16 protein-coding genes and 1 riboswitch are annotated in these 18157 nt (G+C 69.1%); of the genes, 7 read left to right on the forward strand and 9 right to left on the reverse strand.

Annotated features, from left to right (window positions below; genetic code table 11):
* Nucleotides 1-100 precede the first annotated feature (100 nt).
* Genes HMPREF0591_RS08060 through HMPREF0591_RS08070 form a run of 3 tightly spaced genes read right to left on the reverse strand, consistent with a single transcriptional unit; the run spans nucleotide 101 to nucleotide 3392 of the window.
* Complete coding sequence (locus tag HMPREF0591_RS08060) at nucleotides 101-835, reverse strand: class I SAM-dependent methyltransferase (RefSeq protein WP_040622082.1); 735 nt, start codon at nucleotides 833-835, stop codon at nucleotides 101-103.
* Nucleotides 832-1980 (reverse strand): homoserine O-acetyltransferase MetX, encoded by a 1149-nt coding sequence (metX, locus tag HMPREF0591_RS08065; protein ID WP_007167982.1) that lies wholly within the window; start codon nucleotides 1978-1980, stop codon nucleotides 832-834. The genes HMPREF0591_RS08060 and metX overlap by 4 nt, the downstream gene beginning before the upstream one ends.
* Before the next feature lie 11 nt (nucleotides 1981-1991).
* A complete protein-coding gene (locus tag HMPREF0591_RS08070) occupies nucleotides 1992-3392 on the reverse strand; it encodes a bifunctional o-acetylhomoserine/o-acetylserine sulfhydrylase (RefSeq protein WP_007167983.1) in 1401 nt (466 codons plus the stop codon).
* A gap of 198 nt (nucleotides 3393-3590) precedes the next feature.
* Nucleotides 3591-3707: riboswitch (SAM riboswitch) on the reverse strand.
* A gap of 147 nt (nucleotides 3708-3854) precedes the next feature.
* On the opposite strand from HMPREF0591_RS08070, the gene HMPREF0591_RS08075 reads away from it, so the two are divergent.
* Both HMPREF0591_RS08075 and HMPREF0591_RS08080 read left to right on the forward strand, forming a co-directional pair.
* Nucleotides 3855-6095, forward strand: a complete 2241-nt coding sequence (locus HMPREF0591_RS08075) for an NADP-dependent isocitrate dehydrogenase (protein ID WP_007167985.1) — start codon at nucleotides 3855-3857, stop codon at nucleotides 6093-6095.
* A 34-nt stretch (nucleotides 6096-6129) separates the two neighbouring features.
* Nucleotides 6130-7353, forward strand: coding sequence for an NADP-dependent isocitrate dehydrogenase (locus HMPREF0591_RS08080; RefSeq protein ID WP_007167986.1), 1224 nt, complete (start codon nucleotides 6130-6132; stop codon nucleotides 7351-7353).
* Here the strand turns inward: HMPREF0591_RS08080 and HMPREF0591_RS08085 are convergent.
* Nucleotides 7346-8146 (reverse strand): alpha/beta fold hydrolase, encoded by an 801-nt coding sequence (locus tag HMPREF0591_RS08085; protein ID WP_040622088.1) that lies wholly within the window; start codon nucleotides 8144-8146, stop codon nucleotides 7346-7348. The genes HMPREF0591_RS08080 and HMPREF0591_RS08085 overlap by 8 nt on opposite strands.
* A 206-nt stretch (nucleotides 8147-8352) precedes the next feature.
* Between HMPREF0591_RS08085 and trpS the strand changes: the two genes are divergently transcribed.
* Nucleotides 8353-9372: a tryptophan--tRNA ligase gene (trpS, locus tag HMPREF0591_RS08090; RefSeq protein WP_007167988.1), complete on the forward strand. Its 1020-nt coding sequence runs from the start codon at nucleotides 8353-8355 to the stop codon at nucleotides 9370-9372.
* A 7-nt stretch (nucleotides 9373-9379) separates the two neighbouring features.
* Nucleotides 9380-10408, forward strand: a complete 1029-nt coding sequence (gene yhjD, locus HMPREF0591_RS08095; RefSeq protein WP_007167989.1) for an inner membrane protein YhjD — start codon at nucleotides 9380-9382, stop codon at nucleotides 10406-10408.
* Here yhjD and nagA read toward each other — a convergent pair.
* The 3 genes from nagA to dacB1 are packed head-to-tail and all read right to left on the reverse strand — an operon-like array spanning nucleotide 10405 to nucleotide 14101.
* Complete coding sequence (gene nagA, locus HMPREF0591_RS08100) at nucleotides 10405-11526, reverse strand: N-acetylglucosamine-6-phosphate deacetylase (RefSeq protein ID WP_007167990.1); 1122 nt, start codon at nucleotides 11524-11526, stop codon at nucleotides 10405-10407. The two genes, yhjD and nagA, sit on opposite strands and share 4 nt — an antisense overlap.
* Nucleotides 11520-12863 (reverse strand): sugar porter family MFS transporter, encoded by a 1344-nt coding sequence (locus tag HMPREF0591_RS08105; RefSeq protein ID WP_007167991.1) that lies wholly within the window; start codon nucleotides 12861-12863, stop codon nucleotides 11520-11522. The genes nagA and HMPREF0591_RS08105 overlap by 7 nt, the downstream gene beginning before the upstream one ends.
* Entirely contained in the window at nucleotides 12860-14101 is a 1242-nt protein-coding gene (gene dacB1 / locus HMPREF0591_RS08110) for a D-alanyl-D-alanine carboxypeptidase DacB1 (RefSeq protein WP_007167992.1), read from the reverse strand. The genes HMPREF0591_RS08105 and dacB1 overlap by 4 nt, the downstream gene beginning before the upstream one ends.
* 227 nt (nucleotides 14102-14328) lie before the next feature.
* Here dacB1 and HMPREF0591_RS08115 point away from each other — a divergent pair, with 227 nt between their 5' ends.
* Nucleotides 14329-14553: a hypothetical protein gene (locus HMPREF0591_RS08115; RefSeq protein ID WP_040622089.1), complete on the forward strand. Its 225-nt coding sequence runs from the start codon at nucleotides 14329-14331 to the stop codon at nucleotides 14551-14553.
* Here HMPREF0591_RS08115 and HMPREF0591_RS08120 read toward each other — a convergent pair.
* Nucleotides 14550-15896: an aspartate aminotransferase family protein gene (locus HMPREF0591_RS08120; protein ID WP_007167994.1), complete on the reverse strand. Its 1347-nt coding sequence runs from the start codon at nucleotides 15894-15896 to the stop codon at nucleotides 14550-14552. The two genes, HMPREF0591_RS08115 and HMPREF0591_RS08120, sit on opposite strands and share 4 nt — an antisense overlap.
* Before the next feature lie 110 nt (nucleotides 15897-16006).
* Here HMPREF0591_RS08120 and HMPREF0591_RS08125 point away from each other — a divergent pair, with 110 nt between their 5' ends.
* Both HMPREF0591_RS08125 and HMPREF0591_RS08130 read left to right on the forward strand, forming a co-directional pair.
* Nucleotides 16007-16567 (forward strand): VOC family protein, encoded by a 561-nt coding sequence (locus HMPREF0591_RS08125; RefSeq protein ID WP_007167995.1) that lies wholly within the window; start codon nucleotides 16007-16009, stop codon nucleotides 16565-16567.
* Nucleotides 16568-16598: 31 nt separating this feature from the next.
* A complete protein-coding gene (locus tag HMPREF0591_RS08130; RefSeq protein ID WP_007167996.1) occupies nucleotides 16599-17501 on the forward strand; it encodes a sigma-70 family RNA polymerase sigma factor in 903 nt (300 codons plus the stop codon).
* Here HMPREF0591_RS08130 and HMPREF0591_RS08135 read toward each other — a convergent pair.
* Nucleotides 17473-18072, reverse strand: a complete 600-nt coding sequence (locus HMPREF0591_RS08135) for a carboxymuconolactone decarboxylase family protein (RefSeq protein ID WP_007167997.1) — start codon at nucleotides 18070-18072, stop codon at nucleotides 17473-17475. The genes HMPREF0591_RS08130 and HMPREF0591_RS08135 overlap by 29 nt on opposite strands.
* Nucleotides 18073-18157 lie beyond the last annotated feature (85 nt).

The following is an 18157-nucleotide window of genomic DNA, read 5'->3' on the forward strand; positions in this document are numbered from 1 at the left end:
CCAAGATCGGGGCCAGCCCCGCACCAACACGTTTCACCACCCGGAAAAATTGCTCCGAAACGAGGACGACGGAGACGAGGACGACGACCCGTAATGCTCGCTATTCGGCCAACGCCGCCCGAATGCACACGGTGACGTAGGGCAGCGCGAGGCCGGCGGAATTCGACAGCGCCGGATGGGTGGCCAGCAGTTCACGCACCTGGTCCAGCGTCCTGGTGCGGACCTCGGTCGGCGAGGCGATGCAGTAGCTGCGGGATGCGACCAAGTCGATCAGGGCTTGCGGCGTAAGGTAATTCGTCCACTCCACCTGGTGGCGCTCCGGCTCGGTGAACGACGCCGACAGGTCGACGTCGAAGCGGCCCCGGTCGCCGTCGGAGCCGATGATCTCGCCCAGCTCCCGCACCCAGCCCAACCGCTCGTCGCGGGTGTTCCACACCAGGCCCAGCCGGCCACCCGGGCGCAGCACGCGGGCCACCTCGGGAATGGCGCGCTCGGCATCCACCCAATGCCACGCCTGCGCTACCAGCACGACGTCGACGCTGTTGTCCGGCAACGGGATCTCTTCCGCCGTGCCCAGCAGCGCCCGGGTTTCCGGCAGCGAGGTGCGCAACACCTCCAGCATGTCGGGAATCGGGTCGACGGCCACCACGTCCAGCCCGCGTTCCACCAGCCGGGTGGTCAGCTTGCCGGTCCCCGCGCCCAGGTCCAGCACCTGGCGCGCGCCGCGCGGCAACAGCCAGTCGATGGCCTCCGGCGGATAGGACGGACGGCCCCGTTCGTAAGCTGCCGCCGCCGAACCGAACGACAGCGAGCGGTCGTGGCGCGAGCGGGTCACCGCCGACACGTGCCTTCGGTGGCGGCCAGACCCAACGTCTGGCGGATCAGGTTGCCGACCGCCTCGGTTTCCACCAGGAAGCCGTCGTGCCCGCAAATGGACTCGACAACCTGCAGGCCGCCGCACCCCGGCAGCAGGTCGGCGAGCTCCTGCTGCAATCGCAGCGGGTAGAGCCGGTCGGAGGTGATGCCGCCGACCACCGCGGGCACCGGGCAACCGCTCAGGGCCTTGCCCACCCCGCCGCGGCCGCGGCCGACGTCGTGGCTGTTCAGCGCCTCGGTCAGGGTCACGTAGCTGCCCGCGTCGAAGCGGGCCAGCAGCTTGTCGCCCTGATGTTCCAGGTAGCTCTGCACCGCGTACCGACCGCCTCCGAATGGGGGGCCCGGATCCTCACCGCCCTGGGCATCGTTGCCGAACCGGGTGTCGAGCTCCTCTTCGCCCCGGTAGGTCAGGTGGGCGAAGCGGCGGGCGAGGGTCAGCCCGGTGTCCGGCGTGCGGCCGGTGCCGTGGTAATCGCCGCCCTGCCAGTTCGGGTCGGCCTTGATGGCCGCGATCTGCGTGGTCTGCGTGCCGATCTGGTCCGCCGTCGCGCGCGCACCGACCGCCAGCAGCAGCCCCGCCCGCACCCGGCCGGGGTGGCCGACCATCCACTCCAAAGCCCTTGCGCCGCCCATCGATCCGCCGACCACGGCGGCCACCTCGTCGATGCCCAGCGCGGCCAGCGCGGCGATGTCGGCCTGCACCTGGTCGCGCACGGAGATCATCGGAAACCTTGAGCCCCAGGGCCTTCCGTCCCGGGCCAGCGAGCTGGGGCCGGTGGATCCGCGGCAACCGCCCAGCACGTTGGTGGCCACCGCGCACCAGCGGTCGGTGTCGATCGGCGCGCCCGGCCCGGCCACGCCGTCCCACCAGCCGCCGGTCGGGTGTCCGGGCCCGGCTGGCCCGGTGATGTGCGAGTCACCGGTCAGCGCGTGCAGCACCACCACCACGTTGTCGCGGGTCGGCGACAGCTCGCCCCAGCGCTGAACGGCGATGCAGACGTCGTCGATCACCGCGCCGCTCTCGGTGGTCAGCGAGCCGATGTGCACCAGGCCGATCTCGCCTTCGGCCGGCAGCGTCTGGGTGGGGACGTCGGAGATCGTCATGGCCGGGCTCCTCAGAACGCCGCCACTGCTTGCGGGTCGGCGCCCGAGTCGTTCGCGTCCGCGCCGAATTTGCGCGCCGCGGCGAAGCCGAGTTCCAGGTCGGCCAGGATGTCGTCGATGCCCTCGATCCCGACGGCCAGCCGCACCAGCCCGGGGCTGACGCCGGTGCTCAGCTGTTCGGCCGGGCTGAGCTGGGCGTGGGTGGTCGACGCCGGGTGGATCACCAGCGATCGCACGTCGCCGATGTTGGCGACGTGGCTGTGCAGCTTCAGCGCGTTCACGAACGCCTTGCCCGCCTCGACGCCACCGGCCAACTCGAACGACAGCACCGCGCCGGTCCCCTTGGGCGCCAGCTTCTTTGCCCGCTCGTGCCAGGGCGAGCTGGGCAGGCCCGCGTAGTTGACCGACAGCACACCGTCATGGCCGGCCAGGTACTCGGCGACCCGCTGCGCGTTGACGACGTGGCGCTCGATGCGCAGGCTCAGCGTCTCGATGCCCTGGGCCACCAGGAACGCGTTGAACGGCGAGGCGGCGGACCCCAGGTCGCGCAGCAGCTGCACGCGCGCCTTGAGCGCGTACGCCGGCGGGCCGAGCTCGGCGAACACCACGCCGTGGTAGCTCGGGTCGGGCGTGGTGAAGCCGGGGAAGCGGCCCTGCGTCCAGTCGAAGGTGCCGCCGTCGACGATGGCGCCGGCAATGGCGGCCCCGTGCCCGCCCAGGTACTTGGTGGCCGAGTGCACCACGATGTCCGCGCCGTGCTTGAACGGCTGGATCAGGTACGGCGTGGCGATGGTGTTGTCGACGATCAGCGGTATCCCGTTGGCGTGGGCGACCCCGGCCACGCCGGGGATGTCCAGCACGTCGATCTGCGGGTTGGAGATGGTCTCGCCGAAGAACGCCTTGGTGTTCGGCCGCACGGCGGCCTGCCAGGCGTCCAGGTCGTCGGGATCGTCGACGAAGCTGACCTCGATGCCCAGCTTGGCCAGCGAGTAGTGGAACAGGTTGTAGGTGCCGCCGTACAGCCGCGGGCTGGACACGATGTGATCCCCGGCACAGGCGAGGTTCAATATGGCGAACGTCTCAGCGGCCTGTCCCGAGCTGAGGAACAGCGCGGCCACGCCGCCCTCGAGCGCGGCGATGCGCTGCTCGACGACGTCGGTGGTCGGGTTGCCGATGCGGGTGTAGATGTTGCCCGGCACCTCCAGCCCGAACAGGGCGGCGGCGTGGGAGGTGTCGTCGAAGGTGTACGACGTGGTCTGGTAGATCGGCAGGGCGCGGGCGTGGGTGGTCCGGTCCGGTTGCTGGCCGGCGTGCACCTGCTTGGTCTCGAACGACCAGCGCGCGGCCGGGTCGGCGTCGTCGCTGGTGGCGTCGGTGCTGGTGGTGCTGCTGGTGGTGTTGTCGGGGCTCACGTGGGTGTGCTTTCTGCTTCGGGTGGGTGAATCGGGTATCGGGGTTGCTGGCGGGTTAGCCGCGGGTTAGCGGCGACACGCGATTCGACACATGAGCCGATCCGAAGGAGCCGAACACAGAGACGAGCAAAAAGCCGAAGAAGGAGCTGAAGGTGTGCACATGACGTCTTCCCCTCTAGTCAGGGGTCCGTTATGGCGGACCCGCGCTTGCCGCGCAGCCTGTGGCTACTAGACCTGGTCATCACCCGGGGCACCCCACCGCGGTTGGAGGGTTGCCGGCCAGCAAGCCGGGGCTTGATGCTGGCGCTCATGACCAATACGAAGATTAGCTTACTGTGCCGACTGGATGCCAATGGCAGGTCGACACCTGCCCAAACGCCCTTGATAACGTGGCAGGAAGAACGCTGAGCCCCCCAGATATCTGACCGAGATTCGAAGATTTTCCACGCCGGGAGAGGGACCGTGAGCGCCGAACAGCCGACCGTCATCTACACGCTGACCGACGAAGCGCCGTTGCTGGCGACCTACGCGTTTCTCCCGATCGTGCGCGCCTTCGCCGAGCCGGCAGGCATCGAGATCAAGACCAGCGACATCTCCGTCGCCGCCCGCATCCTCGCCGAGTTCTCCGACTGCCTGACCGAGGAGCAGCGGGTTCCCGACAACCTGGCGGAGCTGGGCCGGCTGACCAAGCTGCCCGACACCAACATCATCAAGCTGCCCAACATCAGCGCCTCGGTGCCCCAGCTGATCGCCGCCGTCAAGGAGCTGCAGGGCAAGGGATTCAAGATCCCGGACTTCCCGCAGAGCCCGAAGACCGACGAGGAGAAGGAGATCCGCGCCCGCTACGGCAAATGCCTGGGCAGCGCGGTGAATCCGGTACTGCGCCAAGGCAACTCGGACCGGCGCGCGCCCAAGGCCGTCAAGGAGTACGCGCGCAGGCACCCGCACAGCATGGGGGAGTGGTCGCCGGCCTCGCGCACCCACGTCGCGACCATGCGGCACGGCGACTTCTACCACGGCGAGAAGTCGATGACCCTCGACCGCGCGCGCAACGTGAAGATGGTGCTCAAGACCAAGGGCGGCAAGACCCTCGAGCTCAAGCCCAAGGTCGAGCTGCGCGACGGCGACGTCATCGATTCCATGTTCATGAGCAAGAAGGCCCTGGTCGAGTTTTACGAGGAACAGATGCAGGACGCCTACGAGACCGGCGTGATGTTCTCGCTGCACGTCAAGGCGACCATGATGAAGGTCTCGCATCCGATCGTCTTCGGCCACGCCGTGAAGGTCTTCTACAAGGACGCGTTCGCCAAGCACCAGGAGTTGTTCGACGAGCTCGGTGTCGACGTCAACAACGGGTTGGTCGACCTCTACAGCAAGATCGAGTCGCTGCCCGCGTCGCTGCACGAGGAGATCATCCGCGACCTGCACGCCTGCCACGAGCACCGCCCCGAGCTGGCCATGGTCGATTCGGCCAAGGGCATCACCAACTTTCATTCACCCAGCGACGTGATCGTGGACGCGTCCATGCCGGCGATGATCCGCGCCGGCGGCAAGATGTGGGGTGCCGACGGGCGGCAGAAGGACACCAAGGCCGTCAACCCCGAGTCGACCTTCTCCCGCATCTACCAAGAGATCATCAACTTCTGCAAGACCCACGGGCAGTTCGACCCGACGACGATGGGCACCGTGCCCAACGTCGGCCTGATGGCGCAGCAGGCCGAGGAATACGGCTCGCACGACAAGACGTTCGAGATCCCCGAGGACGGCGTCGCCGACATCGTCGACCTCGACACCGGGGAAGTCCTGCTGACCCAGAACGTGGAGGAAGGCGACATCTGGCGGATGCCCATCGTCACGGACGAGGCCATCCGCGACTGGGTCAAGCTGGCCGTCAACCGGGCGCGCGCCTCGGGCATGACGGTGGTGTTCTGGCTGGACACCGAACGGCCGCACGAGGTCGAGCTGCGCAAGAAGGTCAAGGCGTACCTCAAGGAGCACGACACCGAGGGCCTCGACATCAACATCATGCCGCAGGTGTGGGCCATGCGTTACACGCTGGAGCGCGCGATGCGCGGGCAGGACACCATCGCCGCGACCGGAAACATCCTGCGCGACTATCTCACCGACCTGTTCCCGATCCTCGAACTCGGCACCAGCGCCAAGATGCTGTCCATCGTGCCGCTGATGGCCGGCGGCGGGATGTACGAGACGGGAGCGGGCGGTTCGGCGCCCAAGCACGTCCACCAACTCCTCGAGGAGAATCACCTGCGCTGGGATTCGCTTGGCGAATTCCTGGCTCTGGGAGCGTGTTTCGAAGACATCGGCACCAAGACCGACAACGAGCGCGCCAAGATCCTGGGCAAGACGCTCGACGCGGCGATCGGCAAGTTGCTGGAGAACAACAAGAGCCCGTCGCGCAAGGCCGGCGAACTCGACAACCGCGGCAGCCAGTTCTACCTGGCGCGGTACTGGGCGGAAGAACTCGCCAACCAATCCGACGACGAGGAGCTGCGCAAGCACTTCGCCGCGCTGGCGGACTCGTTGCGCGAGAACGAGGACACCATCGTGGCCGAGCTCGCCGAGGCGCAGGGCGAGACGGTCGACATCGGTGGCTACTATCAGCCGGACAGCGAGAAGACGACGGCGATCATGCGGCCGAGCAAGACATTCAACGAAGCGCTAGCCGCTTCGCAAGGCTCGTAAGCTCCGGGGCCGCTAAGAGAAAGCCGAGCTCGGTATGTCCAACAAGACCAAGGTCAAAGGGCCCGTAGTCGAGCTCGACGGTGACGAGATGACCCGCGTCATCTGGAAGTTCATCAAGGACATGCTGATCCTGCCGCACCTCGACATCAACCTGGACTACTACGACCTCGGCATCGAAAACCGCGACCGCACCAACGACCAGGTGACGATCGACGCCGCGTATGCCATCAAGAGGCACGGCGTGGGCGTCAAGTGCGCCACCATCACCCCCGACGAGGCGCGGGTCCACGAATTCAACCTGAAGAAGATGTGGCTGTCGCCCAACGGCACCATCCGGAACATCTTGGGTGGCACAATCTTTCGCGAGCCGATCGTGATCTCCAACGTGCCGCGGCTGGTGCCGGGCTGGACCAAGCCGATCGTCATCGGCCGGCACGCGTTCGGTGACCAGTACCGGGCCACCAACTTCAAGGTCGACAAGCCGGGCACCGTCAGCATCACGTTCACACCGTCGGACGGCAGCGAGCCGATGGTGCACGAGGTGGTCTCCATCCCCGACGACGGCGGCGTCGTGATGGGGATGTACAACTTCAAGGAGTCCGTCCGGGACTTCGCACGCGCCTCGCTGGCCTATGGACTGAACGCCAAGTGGCCGGTGTACCTGTCCACCAAGAACACCATCCTCAAGGCCTACGACGGCATGTTCAAGGACGAGTTCCAGCGCATCTACGACGAGGAGTTCAAGGACCAGTTCGAGGCCGAGGGGCTGACCTACGAGCACCGGCTGATCGACGACATGGTGGCCGCCTGCCTCAAGTGGGAGGGCGGCTACGTGTGGGCCTGCAAGAACTACGACGGCGACGTCCAGTCCGACCTCGTCGCGCAGGGCTACGGCTCGCTGGGGCTGATGACGTCGGTACTGATGACCGCCGACGGCAAGACGGTGGAGGCCGAGGCCGCGCACGGCACCGTCACCCGGCACTTCCGGCAGTACCAGGCGGGCAAGCCGACGTCGACGAACCCGATCGCGTCGATCTTCGCCTGGACGCGGGGGCTGCAGCACCGCGGGAAGCTGGACGACACCCCCGAGGTGATCGAGTTCGCGCAGACGCTGGAGGACGTGGTCGTCGGGACCGTCGAGAGTGGCAAGATGACCAAGGACCTCGCCATCCTCATCGGACCCGACCAGGAATGGCAGCAGAGCGAGGAGTTCCTCAACTCGATCGCCGAGAACCTGGAAAAGAAGCTGGCTAACTAGCCGAGGGGTTGGCGCCCCGGCTCGTCGAGGTGCACTCCTCGAGAAACTCGGTGATCAGTTCGGCGACGCGCTCGGGCGCCTCGAACATCGGGATGTGCCCCACGCCGTCGAGCTCGGTGACCTGGTGTTTGTCGTCGGGCAGGTGGGTGGTGAAGTGCCGGCTGAACCGGGGCGCGGGCACGATCCGGTCCTTCTCGCAGATCACCAGGTGTGCCGGGACGGCGTTTTCGGCCAGCTCCCGCAGGCCGTGCAGCAGCAGCGACTTGACCAGCAACTGGAAGTAGGCGGGGCAGTGGGCGACGTCGTCGATGCAGCCCAGCAGCTGCTCGTCGGTGACGCCCTCCGGGGTCGCGCTGATCGCGTAGGTGGCCAGCCGGCGGCTGAACGGCAGCCGCATCACCTTCGGGCCGAACAGCCAGGCCAGCACCAGCAGCGGAATGCCCAGGATGAACTTGGCGATCACCTCGAACTTGGCCGGGCTCCATCGCGTCCACCCGCCCGCCGGGGCGATGCCCATCACGCTGCGCGCCCGGCCGCGCCGCTCGAGCTCGAACGCGACCCAGCCGCCCAGCGAGTTGCCGACGATGTGGGCGGTGTCCCAGCCCAGCTCGTCCATCTGCCGTTCCACGTGGTCGGCCAGCACCGCCGAGGACAGGAACCAGGTCCCGGCCGGCGGCCCGCCGTTGTGCCCGGCCATCGTCGGCGCGAACACCTCGTACCGCCCGGTGTCGGCCAGCCGCTGGGCGACGTCCGCCCAGACCGCCTGGGACAGCAGGAACGGGTGCAGCAGCAGCACCGGCTCCCCCGAGCCGAGGTGGATCGGCGGCCGAGTCCCCAGGTTGTTCGCTGCGCTCCCCATGGCCCCGACATTAAAGGCGGTACCGCCGGTACCGCAAGGCGGGCCCGGCGCGAGCGCCCGGCTGCGCGCCCGCTCGAAGGCAAGAAACCGGCTGGCCGGGCAATCGGCGGAGCCGGCCCGCGTGAAAGGATCGGTGCATCATGAGCACCGCTACCGGATCGCGCCGGATCTTCTCCGGCGTGCAGCCCACCTCCGATTCGCTCCACCTCGGGAACGCCCTGGGCGCCATCACGCAGTGGGTCGAGCTGCAGGACGACCACGAGCCGTTCTTCTGCGTGGTCGACCTGCACGCCATCACCATTCCGCAGGATCCCGCGGCGCTGCGCCGCCGGACGCTGGTCACGGCCGCGCAGTACCTGGCGCTGGGCATCGACCCCGCCCGCAGCACCGTCTTCGTGCAGAGCCACGTGCCCGCGCACTCCCAGCTGGCCTGGGTCCTGGGCTGCTTCACCGGCTTCGGGCAGGCCTCGCGGATGACGCAGTTCAAAGACAAGTCGGCCCGCCAGGGCGGGGACTCGACCACCGTCGGCCTGTTCACCTATCCGGTGTTGCAGGCCGCCGACGTCCTGGCCTACGACGCCGAACTGGTGCCGGTGGGCGAGGACCAGCGCCAGCACCTCGAGCTGGCGCGCGACGTGGCGCAGCGGTTCAACAGCCGGTTCCCCGACACCTTCGTGGTTCCCGACCTGCTGATCCCCAAGGCCACCGCCAAGATCTACGACCTGGCCGACCCGACGTCGAAGATGAGCAAGTCGGCGGCCACCGACGCCGGCTTGATCAACCTGCTCGACGACCCCGCCGCGTCCGCCAAGAAGATCCGCTCGGCCGTCACCGACAGCGAGCGCGAGATCCGGTTCGACACCGACGCCAAGCCGGGCGTGTCCAACCTGCTGACCATCCAGTCGGCCGTCACCGGCGTCGGCATCGACAAGCTCGTCGAAGGCTACGCCGGACGGGGGTACGGCGACCTGAAGAAGGAGACCGCCGAGGCGGTCGTCGAGTTCGTCGGCCCGATCAAGGCCCGCGTCGACGAATTCCTGGCGGACCCAGCCGAATTGGAGGGGATCCTGGCGGCCGGGGCCCAGCGGGCCGAGGACATCGCCGGCGAAACCGTCCGGCGGGTCTACGATCGGCTCGGGTTCCTTCCGCAGCGAGGATGAGTCTCACATGAGCGAGTCGGCCAACGCGGGCCTCCTCGATCGGCTGCGGGCCCGGTACGGCTGGTTCGACCACGTCCTCCGCGCGTACCAGCGCTTCGACGGCCGCAACGGCGGGTTCTTCGCGGCCGGCCTCACCTACTACACGATCTTCGCGTTATTCCCCTTGCTGATGGTCGGTTTCGCGGCCTTCGGGTTCGTCCTGTCCCGACGGCCGGAGCTGCTGAAGACGATCGCCGACCACATCCGGTCCCAGGTGACCGGCGCCCTGGGGGATCAGCTGCTGGACCTGATGAATTCGGCGATCGACGCGCGGGCGTCGGTCGGGGTCATCGGCCTGGCCACCGCGGTGTGGGCGGGCCTGGGCTGGATATCCCACCTGCGCCAGGCCTTGACGGAGATGTGGTGGGAGGAGCGCATCGACTCGCCCGGCTTCGTGCGCAACAAGGTCTCCGATCTGCTGGCCATGCTGGGGACGTTCGCGGTGACGATGGCCACCGTGGGCCTGACCACCGTCGGCCACGACGCGCCCCTGCGCGCGTTGCTGAAATGGCTTGGCATACCGCAGTTCGGGGTGTTGGACTGGTTCTTCTGGCTGCTGTCGATCGTGATCTCGACGGCGGTGTCGTGGTTGTTGTTCGCCTGGATGATCGCCCGGCTGCCGCGCGAGAAAGTGAGCCTGGCCGACTCGATGCGGGGCGCGCTCATCGCGGCGGTTGGGTTCGAGGTTTTCAAGCAGGCGGGATCCCTTTATCTGCGCGCGGTGCTGCGCAGCCCGGCGGGCGCCACCTTCGGTCCGGTGTTGGGTCTGATGGTGTTCGCCTACATCACCTCGTATCTCGTGCTGTTCTGCACGGCCTGGGCCGCGACGGCGTCCGATCACCCGCGCGCCCGCCACGTCCCCCCGCCCCCGCCGGCGATCATCGCCCCGCGCGTGCAACCCGACGAGGGGATCGGCGCGCGGCAGACGCTGACCGCGATGGCGATGGGAGCCGTTGGGGCGCTGGCACTTTCCCGCGTCACCCGGTGGCTGCGCTAGCCGGCCACCCGCCAGCGGCCGGCCGCCATCACCGCGGCCACCCGCAGATCGCGATCCAGCACGACCAGGTCGGCGTCGTAGCCGGCGCTTAGGCTGCCCACCCGATCGAAGCCGACGGCGCGCGCCGGCGTCGTCGACGTCGTCCGCACCGCCGCGGCCAGTCCCACATCGGCGGCCACGGCGCGAAAGAGGCGGTCCATGGTGGCGGTGCTGCCCGCGATCGTCGACGTCCCGCGCACGCGCGCGACACCGGCTTCCACGTCGATCGGCACCGCGCCGAGCCGGAACGACCCGTCGTCGCATCCGGCCGCGGCGATGGCGTCGGTGACCAGGGCGACCCGGTCGGGTCCGGCGGCCCCGATCACCGCGCGCGCGATGGCCGGATGCACGTGCACGCCGTCGGCGATCAGCTCGACGGTGACCCCTCGGTGGCGCAGCAGGGCGAGCGCCGGGCCGGGCTCGCGATGGTGCAGCGGCGGCATCGCATTGAACAGGTGGGTGCCGACCGTGGCGCCCTGGCCGATCGCGCGCTCGGCCTGCCCGTAGGTCGCATTCGTATGCCCCACGGCCACAACGACTCCGGCGTCGATCAAGCGCCGGATCGCCGCGTCGGCCCCGGCCAGCTCGGGCGCCAGGGTGACCATCCGGATCGCGCCGTCGGCGGCGTCGAGCACGGCGTCGATTTCGGCCGGGTCCGGGTCGCGCATCCGGGCGGGGTCGTGCGCACCGCAGCGGGCCCGGCTCAGCCACGGCCCCTCCAGGTGGATGCCGGCGACGGTGCCGCGCCGGACGGCCCCGGCGAGCGCGCGCACCCCGGCGAGCAACTCCGCGGGCGAGGCGGTCACCAGGCTGGCGAGCGTCGTCGTGGTGCCGTGCCGCAGGTGGAAATCCGCGGCCCCGGCGATGCCGTCGGGATCGGTGTAGGACGTGCCGCCTCCGCCGTGCACATGCATGTCGACGAAGCCGGGGACCACGGTGCCGTCGGGGAAGTCGGCGTCGGCCGCGCGGGGCGGCGGTCCCGCCCCGCAGGCCGCGATCCGCCCGCCGTCCGTCTGCAGCCAGCCCGGCCGGTGCACCCGCCCGTCGAGCACCGCGGTGCCCGCGGCGATCACTACCATCGGCCGCCGTTCTCCCAGAAGTGCCGGATCTCCTCCAGCTGGCGGCCCTTGGTCTCGGGCGCGTACCGGTAGACGACGACGAAGGCGACCACCGCCAGCGCTGCGAACACCGCGAAAGTGCCCGCGCCACCCAGGGAATGCAACAGGGTGAGGAACACGGCGGCAATGATCGCGTTGGCCACCAGGTTCGAGGTGAGCATCGTGCTCGACCCGATGGACCGCAGCCGCGACGGGAAGCTCTCGCTCGCGTACACCCAGCCCAGCGAGCCGAACCCCATGGTGTAGCCGAAGATGAACAGCACGATGCCGGCGAAGCCGAGGAAGGCGCCGCCGATTCCCCGCCCGAACACGGCCATCAGCGCGACGTCGGCGGCGACCATCATGGCGATGCCGGACAACAGGATCGGGCGCCGGCCCACCCGGTCGACGAGCAGCAGCGCGGCGCCCACGGCCCCCAGCCCGGCGAGCTGAACCAGCGCCGGCAGCGCCAGCAGCGCGAAGTTGCCCGTGAATCCCATGGCCGCGAAAATCCTTGGGCTGTAATAGATGATCGCGTTGATGCCGGTGATCTGGATCAGGAACCCGAGCGTGATCACGAAGGCGGTGGCCCGCGAATACGGCGGTCGCAACATCTCCGACCAGCCGCCGCGCCCCTCGCCCAGGGCGTGGCCGATCTCGATGAGCTCCTCCTCCACCCGGGCATCGGGCTCCACGCGCAGCAGCGCCGAGCGGGCGTCGTCGAGCCGGCCCTTGAGCACATACCACCGTGCCGTGTCGGGCGCCCGAATCAGCAACGGCAGCAACAACATCGCCGGCACGGTGGCCAGGCCCAGCATCCAGCGCCAGCCGTGGATGCCGGCCAGCAGGTATCCGGTCAGGTAGCCGACGATGAGCCCGCTGACGATCGCCAGCTGATAGGCCGTCAGCAGCGAGCCGCGCACCGCCGTCGGGGCCGACTCGGCGACATACACCGGCACCACCACCACCGCCACGCCGAGGGTCACGCCCAGCAGCAGCCGCGCCGTCAGCAGCATCGGCAGGGAGACCGCGAGCGCGCCCAGCAGCGCGAACGCGGCGTAGGCCACCAGCAGCAGCACCACCGACTTCTTGCGGCCGATCGCGTTGGCCAGCATTCCCGCGCCGAGCGCCCCGGCGATCTGGCCGATCACCACCATCGTGGTCAGCAGTTCCTGCTGCCGGGTGGACAGCCCGAAGTCCTCGGTGACGTACAGTTGCGCCCCCGCGATGATGGACAGGTCGTAGCCGTAGATGAGGCCGACGCTGGCGGCGGTCAACCCGACCAGCAGCCCGCGCGACCGGGCGGGCCGCGGTCTCACCGGTGTTGCGGTCGGCGGTTCATCGAGCGTGCGACCATGATCAAGCTAAACACGATGATGGTCCCGATGACGGCGACACCCACCCGGATCGGCAGCGCGTCCGCCGACGGGATCAGCCCGGCGGCCTGCGCGCCGTTGGCTTGCCGGTCGGCGGCGCTGTCCCGCTTGACGGGCGCCAGCGAGGGATCCGGTTCGATCAGGTTGCCGACCTGCGTGCCCTGCGGCGTGGCGAACCCGTAGTCCAGCAGGTGCGCGGCCTGCTCCCACGGGGCGATCGGCTGCCGTGTCCCGTGCAGCAGCACCGCCATCAGGCGTCGCCCGTTGTGGTTGGCCGCGCCGACGAAGGTCTGCCCGGCGTCGTCGGTGTAGCCGGTCTTGCCGCCCAGGGCGCCCGGGTAGTTGTAGAGGAGCTGGTTGTCGTTCTCCAGTTCGTAGCCGGGATGGTCGCCGTGGCCGGGGAAGTCGAACGTCCGGGTCGCGACGATGTCGGCGAAAGTCGGGTTCTGCCAGGCGTATCGGTAGAACAGGCCGATGTCGTAGGCCGAGGTGCTCATGCCGGGCCCGTCCAGCCCGGACGGCGTCGCCGCCCGGGTGTCCTTGCCGCCGAGCTTGGCGGCCAGCACGTTGATCTTCTCCACCGCCTGCTGCATGCCGCCGAGCTGCATGGCCAGCGCGTGCGCGGCGTCGTTGCCCGAGTGCATGAGCAGGCCGTGCAGCAGCTGGTTGACGGTGAACACGCCGCCCTCTTCGACGCCGACCTTGGTGCCCTCGGCGGCCGCGTCCTCGGCGGTGCCGGGCACCGCCTTGTTCAGGTTGAGCGCGTTGATCGACGCCATGGCGACCAGCACCTTGATGATGCTGGCGGGCCGGTGCCGGCCGTGCGGGTCCTTGGCCGCGATCACCGCGCCGCTGTCCAGGTCCGCCACCAACCACGCGTCGGCGGAGACGTCGGTGGGCAGCGGCGGCGCGTCGGGGGCGGCGACGATGCCGCAGCTGCCGAGCGCGTCGCCGCCGACTGGCTTGGCCGGCACCGCCAGCGGCATCGGCGGGTCGCCCGCCTGGGGAACCTCCGAGGAATCCACCGCGGGCGGGGTGTTGACCTTGAAGGGGCAGTTCGCGGTGGCGGCGTTGGGTTCGGCGCCGGGCTCCGCGCGGGCGGGAGGGGCGGTGAGCGTCACCGGCGCAGCCGCCAGGAAAGCGGCCGCTGCCAGGCACGATGCGGAGCGTAGGAAGTTCATTGCTTGTGCAGACTAGGCGATCGCGGGCGCGATCCGGGGGAGCCGCGCTGTGACTGGTGAGACGGAAGTTGCGAATCGGCTCGCCCGGCGGGAACGCGGTCGAGCCACTACGCTGGGCATGCCGTCAGCCTGACAGCGACGCATCTCTCCCGCCGAACACCAAAGGGTCTGCCATTCACACCGCTCGCTTCTGGTCCCGGTGGCGGCGTCGCGACGCCCCGCGGTCGCTGCACCAGCTGCTCAAGGAGGTCGAGAAGGCGACGCAGGTGCGGCGCTCCGGCCTCGAGGGCGTGCTGACCGAACTGCGCGAGCATCGTGACGCCGCGTCCGACGCCGGCCGGCGGGAGGCGCTCACCTGGCTATGCAACGCGGTGTCGCGGATGGCCAACAACCCGACGGCCGCGCATTCCCGGGAGGTCTTGATCGCGGCCGACGCGGTGAAGCGCGCCTAAAGCTTGTTGGACGCCTCCCCGAGCACGTCCCGCAAAACGCGCTCGATGGTGTCGAACTCGGCCTGACCGCTGATCAGCGGCGGCGCCACCTGGACCACCGGGTCACCGCGGTCGTCGGCGCGGCAATACAGGCCCGCCTCGAAGAGCGCCGGAGACACGTAGCCGTGCAGCAGCCGCTCGCATTCGTCACCGCTGAAGGTTTCCTTGGTCGCCTTGTCCTTGACCAACTCGATGCCGTAGAAGTAGCCCTCGCCGCGGACGTCGCCGACGATGGGCAGGTCGGACAACTTCTCCAGGGTGGCGCGGAAGGCCGGCGCGTGCTGCCGGACGCGGTCGTTGAGGCCCTCGCGCTCGAAGATGTCGAGGTTGGCCAGCCCCACGGCAGTCGAAACCGGGTGCCCGCCAAACGTATAGCCGTGCGGAAAGACGGTGGTTCCGTCGTTGAACGGCTCGAACAACCGCTCGCTGGCGATCATCGCGCCCAGCGGCGAGTACCCCGACGTGAGGCCCTTGGCGCAGGTGATCATGTCGGGGACGTAGCCGAAGTCGCCGAGGTCCGATGAGCAGGCGAACATCGACCCGATGCGGCCGAACGCGCAGATCACCTCGTCGGAGACCAGCAGCACGTCGTACTCGTCGCAGATCCGGCGCACCCGTTCGAAATAGCCCGGGGGAGGGGGGATCGCGCCGCCCGCGTTCTGGACCGGCTCCAGAAACACCGCGGCGACGGTGTCGGGGCCCTCGAACTCGATCGCCTCGGCGATCCGGTCGGCGGCCCACTGGCCGAACGCCTTGGGGTCGTCACCGAACGGGTCGGGCGCGCGGTAGAAGTTGGTGTTGGGCACCCGGAATCCGCCCGGGGTCACCGGTTCGAACGGCGCCTTGTACGACGGGAGGCCGGTGATCGCCAGGGCGCCCTGGGTGGTGCCGTGGTAGGCGATCGATCGCGAAATCACCTTGTGCTTACCGGGTTTGCCGGTCAGCTTGAAGTACTGCTTGGCCAGTTTCCAGGCGGTCTCGACGGCCTCGGTGCCGCCGGTGGTGAAGAAGACCCGGTTCAGGTCGCCCGGGGCGTAGCCCGCGAGGCGCTCGGCGAGCTCGACCGCGGTCGGGTGGGCATACCCCCACAGCGGGAAGTACGCCAGCGTGCTCGCCTGGCGGGCGGCGACGTCGGCGAGTTCGGTGCGGCCGTGGCCGACCTGCACGGTGAACAGCCCGGACAGCGCGTCGAGGTAGCTCTTGCCGCGATCGTCGAAAATGGTGACGCCGTCGCCGCGGACGATGACCGGCGGTGTGATGCCGGCGCCGTGCCGGGCGAAGTGCAGCCACAGGTTCCCAGTCATCGTGCCGCGAGCGTAACGCCAAAGCGCGCTCGCGGCTCGGACGCGAACGGCGTTCCGATTCCGCTACAGATTTACTACGATCGGTAGTAGCCCATCCCGAGGGGGTAACGATGCGCTGGCGCGGTGTTCATCACGTCGAATTCGCGGTCCTCGAATACGAAAGATCCGTCGCCTTCTACGACGCGATGTTCGGGTGGCTGGGGTACACGAGCTTTTCCACGCTCGACATCGAGTACCGCTCCACGTATTACCTGACGCGTGCCTTCGCGCCGCACAGTTACATCGGCATTCAGCCGGCCCGTACGGGCGAGAAACTGGCGCACTCCGAGCAGGCCGTCGGCATCAACCACATCGCGCTGTGGGCCCGCGGCCGGCGGGAGGTCGACCGCTTCCATCGCCGGTTCCTGATCCCGCGCGCCATACCGGTCACCGACGAGCCCAAGGCATACCCCCAGTACTGGCCCGGCTACTACGCGGTCTTCTTCGACGATCCGATCAACGGCATCCACTGGGAACTGGCATGGCTGCCGAAAATCCCTTCACCGCAACAGTGTTGGGCGTCGTACCGCGCGCTGAGGGCCGTCGCCTCGGGCCGGCGGGACTTGGCGGATTCCCTGCCCGGCCTGTTGCGGCAGGCCGCCCGCGCCCTGCCATCGCGGCGCTCTTCCTGACCGCCGCGCTGTGACTGGCTAGGCTCACGCTATGACCGCAGCGCAGCAGGTCAGCGAATTCCAGTCGCTGCGGCCGCATCTGATGGCGGTCGCCTACCGGCTGACGGGCAGCGTCGCCGACGCCGAGGACCTCGTGCAGGAGGCCTGGCTGCGCTGGGAGGGGCAGGACGCCCAGATCACCGACCTGCGGGCCTGGCTGACCACCGTGGTGAGCCGCCTCGGCCTGGACAAGTTGCGCTCGGCGGCGCACCGCCGCGAGACCTACACCGGCAACTGGCTTCCGGAACCGGTGGTGACCGGCCTCGACGGCTCCGATCCGCTGTCCGCGGTGGTCGCCCGCGAGGACGCCCGGTTCGCGGCGATGGTGGTGCTGGAGCGCCTGTCGCCCGACCAGCGGGTCGCCTTCGTCCTGCACGACGGGTTCGCGGTGCCCTTCGCGGAGGTGGCCGACGTGCTGGGCACCAGCGAGGCGGGCGCGCGGCAACTGGCGTCGCGGGCGCGCAAGGCCGTCGCGGCCGAGCCGCCGCCCGCGCCCGACCCGTCGCACGACGAGGTGGTCGGCCGGCTGATGGCCGCAATGGCCGCCGGTGACCTGGACACCGTGGTGTCGCTGCTGCACCCCGACGTCACCTTCACCGGCGATTCGAACGGCAAGGCGCCCACGGCCGTTCAGATCATCCAGGGGGCGGACAAGGTGGCCCGCTTCATGTTCGGCCTGGCCCGCCGTTACGGGCCGGCCTTCTTCACGGCCAACCAGCTGGGGCTGGTCAACGGCGAACTGGGCGCCTACACGGCGGGCAGCCCCGGCGACGAAGGGCATTGGCAGATGCTGCCGCGGATCCTCGCGATCACCGTACGCGACGGAAAGGTCTGCGCGCTATGGGATATCGCCAACCCGGACAAGTTCACCGGCTCGCCGCTGCGGCCTCGCTAGCCCACGGCACGCGGCAGGCGTCCCCGGAGTTGAAGCCCTGCTCGGTGATGCCCAGCGCCGTGTTCATCCGGGCCCGCATGTTCTCCACGCCGATCTGATAGGTCAGCTCGACCACGCCCGCGTCGCCGAAGCGGGCCCGCAAATCGGCGACCTGCTCGTCGGTGACCGTGTGCGGATCGGTCGTCATCGCGTCGGCGTAGCGGATGGCGGCCCGCTCGTCGTCGGTGAAAAGCGGCGACGTCGCGTAGCGGTCGATGTCCTTGAGGCGCTCGACGTCGAGGCCGTCGAGGCGCTGCAGCATGGAGCCGAAGTCCACGCACCACGAACAGCCGATGCTGCGGGCGGTCCACAGCACCGCGAGCTCACGCACGCTGGCCGGCAGCGCCTTGGAGGCCCGGTCGATCATCGTCTCGTGCACCGCGCCGGCCACCATCAGCTTGCGATGGTGAGCGGTCACGGTGAAGGGTTCGGGAACCTGGCCGTAGCGACGCTTGGCGATCCGGTACATGGCGCGGGTCAGCAGCCCGGCGCGCCGGGGGGACAGGGGCTCGATGCGGGTTTTCTGTGTCATACCCGTCAGACGGGACGGGCGGCGAAAGTGTGACGGGCTTTCGGCGAACGGGCCACCTGAGCCGGACAGGTTGATAGCATCCAGC

The organism is Mycobacterium parascrofulaceum ATCC BAA-614 (assembly GCF_000164135.1).
Taxonomy (GTDB): Bacteria; Actinomycetota; Actinomycetes; order Mycobacteriales; family Mycobacteriaceae; genus Mycobacterium; species Mycobacterium parascrofulaceum.